Here is an 11097-nt window from a genome sequence, read left to right as displayed (position 1 = left end):
CCCGGGCCATCCCCACATGCGTGGGGACTACCTCCGCAAGCTCAAGAACGCCGTCGGCGTTCCCCGGGCCATCCCCACATGCGTGGGGACTACGAGGCCGCGCACCACCCGGAGGCCGTCCCCTAGGGCCATCCCCACATGCGTGGGGACTACGTTTTGCCTGATCCAACGCAATCCCCAAAGCGCGGGCCATCCCCACATGCGTGGGGACTACGGGTGACCCAGGATTACGCCCCTGTGGGCGACGGGCCATCCCCACATGCGTGGGGACTACTTTTGCCTTCTATGGTGGTGGGCGATGGTGGACGGGCCATCCCCACATGCGTGGGGACTACCTGCGCAAAGCTTCGGCCCATGGCGGCCTAGACGGGCCATCCCCACATGCGTGGGGACTACGAGGCCTGCCAGGACCGGGCGGAGGCCAGGGGCGGGCCATCCCCACATGCGTGGGGACTACACATGACCTAGACGGCAAAAACCCCCGCTGACCCCCCTCTATGTGTCTGTAAAGGGGGCTATTCCAGACAATAGGCCCGTTTAAAGCCTCGAACCCCGTGAGAAGCGAGGGATGTTTTGTCAAGAACCCCCCCTGCCCCAAGGTGCCCTGAACGTCTAGCTAGGGATAGGGCAGGTAACCCCAGTATAGCGGAACTTAGGCTATAATGCTTCCAACTATGGACCCGAAGTCCAAGGCGGAACGGTTTTTGTCCCTGGTGGAGCGCCTTAGCCTTCGCCCGCACCGGGTTTCCGAACTGGCCCAGCTTTACGGTGTGAGCGTGCGCACCGTGGAGCGGGACCTCGAGGCCCTGTCCCATGCCGGTTACAGGATAGAGCAGCTTGGCCGCGGCCTTTACCGCATTCCGGACCGACCTCCCACCTTGCATCCGGTGGAGGCCCTAGCCCTTTTCGCTGCCGGGAGGCTCTTATATCATCAGGCCCCGACCCGCCAGTATGAGAACGCCTTGGAGAAGCTGGCCAAAATGCTTCCCGAGCCTTTGAGGTCCTTGCTTTTGAAAAGCACCCAGGGGCTAGAGGAACGCCGGGGAGATTCCCGCACCCTGGAAATGGTGGCCCGGGCGCTTTTGGAGCGCAGGGTTCTGGCTTTTGAGTACCGCTCGGGTGGTTCCAAAAACTGGCGCCCCAAGGAGGTCTTGGTGTACTTCCTCGAGGCCAACCGCACCAACCTGGGCCTTTACGCCATCGGGTACGAGCGCACATACCACCGCCAGATTCTTACCTTCAAACTAAACCGCATGCGCAACGCCCGCCTTTTGGAGGAGACCTACGAGTTTCCAGAGGACTTTGACCCCAACGTCTACCTGCGCCAGGCCTGGGGGGTGGTGGGGGCCCGGGAGGAAACCGTGGAAGTCCGCCTCCGCTTTGCTCCAGAGGCAGCCTGGCGGGCCCTCGAGGGGGATTATCCCGGTCTTACGGTGGATAAGGAGCTTCCCGACGGGAGCCTTTTGGCTCGTCTCAAGGCGGTCCCGTTCAAGGGTGGGGTGCCCTGGGAGGTGCTTTCCTGGGTTCAAAGCTTTGGGCCTCGGGTGGAGGTGCTCTCGCCTCCTGAACTCCGCAGCCTGTGGCTGGAAGAGGCCCGTCAGGTTTTGGCCAAGGCGACAGAGTCTGTCGGGATAAGGGGATAGGGTGGGAACATGGAGGTGCAAACCCAAGCCTTAACACTTTGGGCCAAAAGCGGGGACCCCTTTCACCCCTTGCTGGCTCACATGCTGGACACCGCGGCGGTGGCCTGGGCCATCCTGGAAAGGGAGCCCGGGCGCACTCGAAAGCTCTATGCCACAGACTGGAACCTGGGCGAGAAAGAGGCGTTGCCTTGGGTGGCCTTTCTGGCAGGGCTTCACGATCTGGGCAAGGCCAGCCCGGTTTTTCAGGCCGCCTGGGATGAGGGGGCTAAGCGGGTGTGGGATGCGGGCCTCACCTGGGACGAGGAGCTGGTTCGGGAGCAGTGGGTTGCGCATGGGGTCTTTACGGAGCTGTATGTAAAGGACGTCTTGAAAAGGCACGGGCTCCCCTTGCGACTGGCGGACCCGCTGGCCAAGGGTTTAGGGGCCCACCATGGATTCCTGGCGCAGGGCGAGGAACTCAAAACCGCCCGTCTTCATGTGAAGTCCGAAGCTTCAACGTGGCAAGAGGTTAGGGATCATTTGGCCCTGAGGCTGGCCCAGTCCTTGGGCCTGAATTTGCCTTTGGTGCTCCCAGTGGAAGATGCGGAGGCACCTGCCATTCTGCGGGTCATGGCCCTGGCCTCCTTTGCCGACTGGATTGCCTCCGACCCCCGGTTCTTCCCCTACGGCAGGGATCCCGAGGCATTGGAGTACTGGCAGGACGCCCTGGAACTGGCCCGCAAGGCCCTCGAGGACCTCCCCTGGCCCAGGGTCAGCCCAAGGGGGGTGAGGCGCTTTGAGGAACTCTTCCCCTTTTCGCCCAACCCCCTTCAGTCCAGCGTCCCGGAGCTTTTGGAGAAAACCCCTGGGGATTCGGTTCTCCTCTTGGTGGAGGCCCCCATGGGTTTGGGGAAGACCGAGGCCGCCCTTTACGCTTCGCACCTCTTGAGGGAACGCTTGGATCACCGGGGCCTTTACGTGGCCCTGCCCACCCAGGCCACGGCCAACGGCCTCTTTAACAGGATCAGGGAGTTCCTGGAGCGGCTTTCGGGAGGGGAGCGGTGGGAGCTCCAGCTTCAGCATGGGGCGGCGCTCTTGAACCCCCAGTACGCCGAGCTCTTGGAGCGGGCCAGGCCCATGGAGGTGTACGACATCGAGCTGGAGCGGAATCCAGGCCAGGAATCCGGTGGTGTGGCCGCTTCCACCTGGTTTTCCGCCAAGAAGCGGGCTATGTTGGCGGGGCATGGGGTGGGAACCTTAGACCAGGCGCTCCTTGGCGTCCTAAAGGTGAAGCACCACTTCATTCGTCTGTGGGGCCTGATGAACCGCGTGGTGGTGCTAGACGAGGTGCACGCCTACGACACGTACACCTCCGGCCTCCTGAAGTCCCTTTTGCTCTGGCTTAGGGCCCTGGGTTCCAGCGTGATCCTGATGACGGCCACCCTTCCCAAGAAGAAGCGGGAGGAGCTGCTTTCCGCCTGGGGAGTGGGAGGGGTGGAGCTTCCTCCGTACCCTAGGGTGGCCGCTTTTTCCGGGGGTGGGTTGCTGGGTGCCCGCCACGTGCCCTTAGAGGAGAAGACCTTGCACCTCCAAGGGGCTCCCACGGAGGTTTCCCAGGTGGCTGAAGCCCTGAAAGAGCAGCTACCCGGTGCCCTCGGGGCCATTGTGAACACGGTGGATCGGGCGCAAGCCCTCTACCAGGCCTTGGGCGAGGGGGAGCGGCTTACGCTGGATGAGCTTCTGGACTCCTTCGGGGCCGGGCCCAACCAGGGTGCCTGGCCTGGCCTTTGGGAGATCCGAGAGGAGAAGGGCCGGTGGGTGGTGGGCAAGCGCCTAAAGGATGGAACTTTGGTCTTCCTCCTGCACGCCCGTTTTCCCGCCGAGGAGCGGGCCTTGAGGGAAGCGGTAACCCTGGCCCTTTTCGGCAAGCACGGGCCCCGGCCAGAGAAGGCCATCCTGGTGGCCACCCAGGTGGCGGAACAGAGCCTGGACCTGGACTTTGATCTCCTCTACTCGGACCTGGCGCCCGTTGACCTCCTTTTCCAGCGGGCTGGACGGCTCCACCGGCATACTCGGAAGCGGCCCGAGGGCCACCAGACCCCGGTGCTTCTGGTAGGCGGGCTCACGGACGAGCCCGAGTTTGGCCGGGAGCTTCACTGGAACAGGGTTTACGAGGACTATGTGCTCCTATCCACCTGGCTTGCCCTTCAGGGAAGGGAAACGGTAAAGGTTCCTGCAGACCTCGAGGGCCTCTTGGAGGAGGTCTACGAGCGCCTGCCAGAGGGGTTCCCCGACAGCTTGAGGGATAGGGCGAGGAAGAGTTACCAGAATCTGATAGACAGGCTGCAAAAAGACGCCAGCATGGCGGGAAACCTTTCCTTGGCCGAGCTGGATAGGCTTCTTTCCCAGCTGGATGCTTCAGCGCTGGCATCGGACTTCCGTCTGGACGATGAGGAGGAAAACGCCAGTACCCAGCGCTTCCTCACCCGCCTGGGGGAACCCTCGGTTTCCGTGGTGCCCCTTTACCGAAGGGGAGAGGAGTGGTTCCTAGATGCCGATGGCCGTCGGCCAGCCAAGATGAAGGGTGACCTGGGGAAGGAGGATGTCCTGGCACTCTGGAGCCAGGCGGTGCGGCTTTCCAGGTTTCCGATTCCCCAGACGCTCTTGGGGGAAAAGCCTCCATCGGCCTGGGCGAAAAGCGGCCTCTTGCGAGGACTCAGGCCGTTAGAGGTGGAGAGGGTGTTTGCTAGGGAGGACTCGGTTTTGAAGGTTGTGGTGGACGAGGAGCTTGGGGTGGTGTATGTTGATGTTTAGTCCCCTGAGTTCGGGGATGGCCCGTGTTTCGCTTTTGAGTTAGCGAGTCCCCACGTTTGTGGGGTTTTTGTTTTTGGGGTGAGCCGGTGCTTAAAGCTAAACACTTGACAAGCGGAGGCGATTAAGCTACCCTTTGGGAAGGATGGGAGCTTGGATTGCCCGAACCCTCATTGCCCAGGAGAGTATGGAAGCTGCCTTAGATGCCATGATGAAGTTCATACAGCTCCATGTGCGTTCCTGTAGGGATTGTGAAGTTCGCCATTTGCTAGAGGACAGCATTGAAGAGGGAAGGGGGATCTTCTACGAGGCCTTATGGCAGAAAGAACGCGAGCGTTGGTGCATTCTGTCAACGGGTGATTTGGACTCCGAACTTGATTCCGACAGCGGATGTCGCGAGGGGGACCTAGCCTGAGAAGGAGGGGAGAGGAGATGAGTAAGTTTAACTTGCTTCTGGAACCATGGATACCTGTACTCAGGAACGACAAAGTTGAAGAGGTAGGGGTAAGGGAAGCGCTCGTCAACGCCCACACCATAACCCGCATTGAAACTCCCTTCCCCCTCGAGGAGGCGGCCCTGCACCGCCTGCTCCTGGCGGTGCTCTACCGGGCCCTGCCCCCCGTGAAGGGAAAGTATGATGCTCTGGACCTTTTGGATAGGGGAGAGTTTGACCGGGGTAGCCTCGAGGGGTACCTGGACAAGTATTGGGATCGTTTTTACCTTTTCCACGACACCGCCCCCTTTTTGCAGATCCCCGACCTTCCCCAGGAGGACCTCCTCCCCTGGAGCAAACTCCTCCCCCAGCTGGCCAACGGCAATAACCCCACCCTCTTCGATCACACCGTGGACGAGAACCCTCCTCTGGCTTCCTACGCCGAGGCAGCCCGGGCCCTGGTGGTGCACCAAAGTTTCGCTCCGGGAGGGCTTTTGCGAAGGCTTGGGGTCACATCGGCCAAAGACGCACCCCTGGCCCGCCCGGCGGCCTTCCTGGTCATGGGGGCGAATCTGTTCGAAACCCTGGTGCTGAACCTGGTACCCCAGGGCGATCCCGGCATGCCCGTCTGGGAACGGGAACCCCTTAGGGTGAAGGACGTGGAGAAACACGCCACCAAGTGGTCCCTGAGCGGGGTGAGCTTGGTGTACGTCTGGCCCAGCCGGGGGGTTCGTTTGGTGGACGAGGGCCAGGGGGTAAGGTGGATGGATTATGGCCCCGGGGTGGAACCCCAGGAGGTGGCCTGGCGAGATCCCATGGTGGCCTACCGCCAGGACAAAAAGGGAAGCATCCTTCCCCTGCGTTTGAGCATGGAAAAGAGCTTCTGGCGGGATTTCGGGGCCATGCTACCCGCTGCAGGCGGCACCTGGCCGGCGGTCTTGGTGCATGCGGGAGAGCTGGAGGAGGAGGGTGTTTCCTTCACTCTCCGCGTCCTCGGCCAGGTGTCGGACCAGGCAAAAATCCTGGACATCCGTCGGGAGGTTTATCCCATTCCCAAGGACCTGCTTACCCCGAAGGGCGAGGGTCTTCTCGATAGGGGCCTGAAGGTGGCGGAGGAAGTGGCCAGGGGCCTTAGGCAGGTGGCCTGGCGCGTGGCCCAAGGGGTTCTCGGGAACCGGGATGCTTCCGAGCTGCAAAACTTTGCCAACTCCCTGCCTCTTCTTTCCCTTTACTGGGCTCAGCTGGACTTGGACTTCCCCGACTTCTTAGGTCGTTTGCCTGAACAAGGGGCGTTGGACCTTTGGCGGGAGCGCATCCAGAAGGCCGCTCGAGGTGCCTGGGAAGAAACCCGCCGCTTCGTGGGCACGGAGGCCCGGCACCTCAAGGCCCTGGCGGAGGCGGAGCGGGCTTTCCGTGGCCTGCTGGCTGGAATGAAAGAGGAGGTGAAAGGGTGAGCGGTAAGAGGTTCGTGGAATGGCTAAGCGAGCTGAAGTCTCGCCAGGGGTGGACACCGGCCCAGGCAGTCCTGAGGCGGAGCCTGGCCTTTGACCCTGGGGGGTATCCACCGGCTATGCCTTACGTGGAGCCTCTCCTCCAAAACTTGGGCGATGACGGCTGGCGGCGGGAAGCCTATTACCTGGTGGCTGGCCTCTTCGCCCTGAAGGACGGAGAGCACCAGGAGGGACGCACCCTGGCCCGAGCCCTTTGGAAGGCCCGGCAGACTCGGCAGTCCGACAGCTTGGAAAAGCGGTTCCTGGCCCTGTTAGACGCGGATCGGGACCAGATCGCCCACCGCCTTAGGCAAGCGGTAGGCCTGGTGAAGGAGGCTTTGGACTTTGCCCAGCTCCTCGAGGACCTGCTTCGTTGGTTTGACCCCAAGAGAAGGGTGCAGGCCCGCTGGGCTAGGGAGTTTTACGGCGCTCAGGAGTTTGGTCAGGAAGCTTTGGCGGAAGGCCAAGGCTCGTGATGGGGAGGTGAGAACATGAAGCTTTTGGAAGTGCACGTGATTCAGACGGTGGCCCCTAGCAACCTGAACCGGGACGACATGGGAAGCCCCAAGGATGCCCTGTTTGGTGGGTACCGGCGGGCCCGCATCTCCAGCCAGGCTCAGAAGAGGGCGGTGCGGGTGGCCTTCAAGGACTGGCCCTTGCTTTCCGAGGAGGAGCGGGCCGTGCGCACCCGGCGCTTGATGGACGCCCTTTTGGGTAAGCTTTCGGATATTCCCGAGGATCAGGCTCGCCTGGCGGTAGAAAACGCCCTCAACGCCCTGGGTTTTGGCGTTAAGGAGGGAAGGACCGAATACCTCCTCTTCCTGGGGAACTACGAGCTTTCCAGGCTGGCAGAGTTGATACGGAATAACCTGGAAAAGCTTAGCGCCGGTCCCGCCAAGGGCAAGAAGGGTGCGGAGGTGGATGCGGACCTCAAGAAGGCCCTGGAAAGGGTCCTGGACGGGGGCAAGGCGGTGGATCTGGCCCTCTTCGGCCGTATGCTGGCGGACCGGCCTGAGCTCGGGGTGGATGCCGCGGCGCAGGTGGCCCACGCCCTTTCCACCCACAAGGTGGACCGGGAGTTCGACTTCTACACCGCCGTGGATGACCTGAATCCCAAAGAGGACACCGGGGTAGGGATGATGGAGGACGTGGAGTTTTATTCCGCCACCATGTACCGGTACGCGGTGGTGAACCTGGACCAGCTGGCGGCCAACTTGCAAGGGGATGTAAAGCTGGCCCTGAGGGGCGCCCTGGTGTTCCTCGAGGCGTTTGCACTGACCCTCCCTTCGGGCAAGCAGAATAGCTTTGCCGCCCACAACCCGCCCCTGTTCCTGGCCTTTAGGGCTGGGGTAGGCCTGCCCCGCAACCTGGCCACGGCCTTTGAGCGGCCTGTCTGGTCTAAGGACGGCAAGGCCCTCTCCGCCCTTTCCGTGGAGGCCCTGGTGCAGGAGTGGAACAAGTTTGACCGGGCCTATGGCCCCTTAGAGCCCGAGTGGAAGGGTGCTTTAAACCTCACCGAGGCGGAGGTGGTGAACCTTCCCGTGGTGGAGAGGTTGGGATCGTTGAAACAGGAAGCGGAGAAGGCCCTTCGGGAGCTCTTGGCCTTGGGAGGTTAGTATGCCCACGCTCCTGTTGCGGCTTCAAGGCCCCATGCAATCCTGGGGTACCCGGAGCCGCTTTGACCACCGGGACACCTGGCCCTACCCCACCAAAAGCGGGGTCCTGGGCCTTCTGGCAGCGGCCCTGGGGCGGGACCGGGAAGAGGACATCTCCGACCTGGCCGCCCTGCGCATGGGGGTGCGGGTGGACCGGAAGGGAGTGCTGCGGGTGGACTACCAGACGGCCCAGGAGATCATCGCCGCCAGCCTTAAGGCGAAGGTTAACGTGCAGAGCTGGCGCCACTACCTTTCCGATGCCGCTTTCCTGGTGGGCCTCGAGGGCCCTGCTTTCCTTCTCGAGGAGGCCCACCAGGCCCTTTTGAACCCCCGCTATGTGCTGTACCTGGGCCGGAAGGGCTACGTGCCAAGCCCCCCCGTTTACCTGGCGGATGGTGTTAGGGAAGAACCCCTGGAAGTGGCCTTGCGGAACTACCCCTATCTCCTGCGCGAGAAGCCCAAAGAAGACCTCCTCCTGGTCCTCGAGGCCCAGGCGGGGCGTCTGGTCTACGACCAGCCCATAGCGCCCTTTGCCCAGCGCCGGTTTGGAGCCCGCTACGTTCGGGAGGAGGTGCTTTCTAAGGACCAGATCCAGGTGAAGGGGGAGGATTCCCTGGGAGAGGACCATGTGGATTAGCAAGCTCAAGCTGGACCTGCGCTCCAAGGCCGTCCGGAGGGACCTGGCCAGTCCCTACGAGATGCACCGCACCCTGTCCCGGGCGGTATCCCAGGCCTTGAAGGAGGGGAAAGAGCGGCTTCTTTGGCGCCTAGAACCCACCCGGGGTACGGAACCGCCGGTGGTCCTGGTCCAGACCCTAACCCTACCGGACTGGGATGCCCTGGAGAAGGGTTATGCCGAGGTGTATCCGCCCAAGCCCTTCCAACCCGCTCTGCGGGAGGGCCAGATCCTACGCTTTCGCCTGAGGGCCAATCCCAGCAAGCGGGCCCGGGACAGGGGAGAGCGTATAGCCCTCAAAACCCGGGAGGAAAAGCTGGTCTGGCTGGTCCGAAAGTTTAAGAAAGGAGGGTTTCGCTTGAGGGAGGAAGGAGGCCAGTACCTGGCCGCCATTCGCCAGGATACCTTCTTGGAGATACCTAAGGCAGGCCACCTGATTCAGGTTCAGGCCGTGCTGTTTGAAGGGGTCCTCGTGGTGGTGGACCCCGCCAAGGCCCTGGAGACTCTGAAACGGGGGATTGGCCCTGGCAAAGCCTTGGGGCTCGGCCTCCTTTCCCTGCACCCTTAAAGGGAAGATGCCACCGGTACCGAGTGCCCGCAACCTGAAGGAGCTTCCGAAGTTTCGCGATGGCCTTACCTACCTCTACGTGGAGCACGCCTTCATTGAGCAGGAAGCCCAGGGAATCGGCATCTATGACCAGCAGGGGCTCACCTTGGTACCGGTGGCGGCCTTGGGGGTGCTCTTTTTGGGGCCAGGGACCCGTATTACCCATGCGGCCATAAGAACGTTGGCCGCAAACGGATGCACCGTGGCCTGGGTGGGGGAGGGGCTGGCCCGCTTTTATGCCCAGGGTCTAGGGGATATGAGAAGCGCCCTCAGGCTTCAAAGGCAGGCTCGGGCTTGGGCAGACCCCAAGCTCCACCTGGAGGTGGTTTTCCGCCTCTACCAAAAGCGCTTTCAGGAACCCTTGCCCAGGGACTTCAGCCTGGAGCAGGTGCGGGGCCTCGAAGGGGTGCGGGTGCGGGCCGCGTACACCCGCTGGAGCCGGGAAACCGGGGTTCCCTGGCAAGGGCGCAGTTACGATCGCCGCAACTGGGCGGCCTCGGATCCCGTAAACCGTGCCCTTTCCTCTGGGGCTGCGTATCTTTATGGCCTTGCCCATGCCGCCATTGTTTCCAGCGGCTTCAGCCCCGCCCTGGGCTTCATCCATACGGGCAAGCTTCTCTCTTTCGTGTACGACGTAGCTGATCTCTACAAGACCGAGGTTTTGGTCCCAGCCGCCTTTCTAACGGTTGCCGAAGGGGACCATCAGGTGGAGCGGCGCGTGCGGCAAAAGCTCAGGGAGGCGATCCTCGAGGCGAGGCTCCTTGAACGGATGGTGGAGGATCTCCTCGACCTTTTCGCAGGCTTGGGCCTGCCAGAGGAAGAGGTGGACGAGGAGGACCCGACCCGTCCGGGTGGCCTGTGGGACCCGGAGGGAGTGGTGGAGGGTGGGGTGGCCTATGGTGGTGATGATCCTGGAGAGGGTGCCGAGGAGCCTGAGGGGTGAGCTTACTCGGTGGCTGGTGGAGGTGGATACTGGGGTTTTCGTGGGCCGGGTGAGCGCTGCGGTGCGGGAACTCTTGTGGGAGAAGGTGGTGGAAAAAGCGGGTGAGGGCCGCTGCGCCATGGCCTGGCGCACGAATAACGAGCAGGGCTTCGCCCTCCGGCTGCACGGGTATCAGGACCGGGTCCTCAGGGATTTTGATGGTATAGTGCTGGTAGCGGTGCGCAACGCCGAGGCTATGCGAAAGGCGGATAAGTTAAATGGCATAGCCCGGTTCGCACGCGGGGATCTTGACAGTTAATCCTTAGACTGGCTCCCTTTATATACACATAGAGGGGGGTCAGCGGGGGTTTTTGCCGTCTGGATCATGTGTAGTCCCCACACGCGTGGGGATGGCCCGGTGCTCAAGGCCGTGGGGGACGAGGTGGAGAAGTAGTCCCCACACGCGTGGGGATGGCCCAAGGAGCTCCCCCTTGGCGTCAAAGGTGACCTCCGTAGTCCCCACACGCGTGGGGATGGCCCAGGGGCCGATACAGCCTTCCAGGGGCCGATACAGTAGTCCCCACACGCGTGGGGATGGCCCGTCCTCCAAGATGGTCCGCAGGTCCGCCCCCCCGTAGTCCCCACACGCGTGGGGATGGCCCGTCCTGATGCTCGCCCCGCACACCACCAGCATCACCGTAGTCCCCACACGCGTGGGGATGGCCCGAGCTTAGCGATGCGCTGGGCGCTTTCCCCAGCGTAGTCCCCACACGCGTGGGGATGGCCCTCGCCTGCACGTCCCAGACCCCGGTGCCCTCCGTAGTCCCCACACGCGTGGGGATGGCCCGATGCTCAGGGTGTAGCTGGGGCGGCTGTACTCG

9 protein-coding genes and 2 CRISPR repeat arrays are annotated in these 11097 nt (G+C 62.6%); all 9 genes read left to right on the top strand.

The window, feature by feature from the left end:
* Positions 1-2: 2 nt before the first annotated feature.
* A CRISPR array of direct repeats spans positions 3-457; the repeat unit is 29 nt; unit sequence CGGGCCATCCCCACATGCGTGGGGACTAC.
* 217 nt (positions 458-674) lie between these two features.
* The 9 genes from TNMX_RS10985 to cas2e all read left to right on the top strand — a co-directional run bounded on the left by TNMX_RS10985 (position 675) and on the right by cas2e (position 10535).
* Complete coding sequence (locus TNMX_RS10985) at positions 675-1643, top strand: YafY family protein (protein ID WP_015717149.1); 969 nt, start codon at positions 675-677, stop codon at positions 1641-1643.
* 9 nt (positions 1644-1652) lie between these two features.
* Entirely contained in the window at positions 1653-4436 is a 2784-nt protein-coding gene (locus tag TNMX_RS10980) for a CRISPR-associated helicase/endonuclease Cas3 (RefSeq protein ID WP_038032220.1), read from the top strand.
* Positions 4437-4865: 429 nt separating this feature from the next.
* Positions 4866-6320: a type I-E CRISPR-associated protein Cse1/CasA gene (gene casA, locus TNMX_RS10970; protein WP_038032214.1), complete on the top strand. Its 1455-nt coding sequence runs from the start codon at positions 4866-4868 to the stop codon at positions 6318-6320.
* Entirely contained in the window at positions 6317-6832 is a 516-nt protein-coding gene (casB, locus tag TNMX_RS10965) for a type I-E CRISPR-associated protein Cse2/CasB (RefSeq protein WP_038032212.1), read from the top strand. The genes casA and casB overlap by 4 nt, the downstream gene beginning before the upstream one ends.
* A 15-nt stretch (positions 6833-6847) precedes the next feature.
* Complete coding sequence (gene cas7e, locus TNMX_RS10960; RefSeq protein ID WP_038032210.1) at positions 6848-7972, top strand: type I-E CRISPR-associated protein Cas7/Cse4/CasC; 1125 nt, start codon at positions 6848-6850, stop codon at positions 7970-7972.
* Position 7973: 1 nt separating this feature from the next.
* On the top strand, positions 7974-8648 hold the full coding sequence (gene cas5e / locus TNMX_RS10955) for a type I-E CRISPR-associated protein Cas5/CasD (RefSeq protein ID WP_015717144.1): 675 nt from the start codon (positions 7974-7976) through the stop codon (positions 8646-8648).
* Positions 8638-9255, top strand: a complete 618-nt coding sequence (gene cas6e / locus TNMX_RS10950) for a type I-E CRISPR-associated protein Cas6/Cse3/CasE (protein WP_019551461.1) — start codon at positions 8638-8640, stop codon at positions 9253-9255. The genes cas5e and cas6e overlap by 11 nt, the downstream gene beginning before the upstream one ends.
* 7 nt (positions 9256-9262) lie before the next feature.
* Positions 9263-10237: a type I-E CRISPR-associated endonuclease Cas1e gene (gene cas1e, locus TNMX_RS10945; protein WP_038032208.1), complete on the top strand. Its 975-nt coding sequence runs from the start codon at positions 9263-9265 to the stop codon at positions 10235-10237.
* Positions 10191-10535 (top strand): type I-E CRISPR-associated endoribonuclease Cas2e, encoded by a 345-nt coding sequence (gene cas2e, locus TNMX_RS10940; protein ID WP_015717141.1) that lies wholly within the window; start codon positions 10191-10193, stop codon positions 10533-10535. Before cas1e ends, cas2e begins: the two co-directional genes overlap by 47 nt.
* A 70-nt stretch (positions 10536-10605) precedes the next feature.
* A CRISPR array of direct repeats spans positions 10606-11063; the repeat unit is 28 nt; unit sequence GTAGTCCCCACACGCGTGGGGATGGCCC.
* Positions 11064-11097 lie beyond the last annotated feature (34 nt).

The organism is Thermus sp. NMX2.A1 (genome assembly GCF_000511705.1).
Classification (GTDB): Bacteria; Deinococcota; Deinococci; order Deinococcales; family Thermaceae; genus Thermus; species Thermus scotoductus.
The sequence above is the reverse complement of the archived record's forward strand: the minus strand, read 5'-3'. Positions and strand labels throughout refer to the sequence as shown.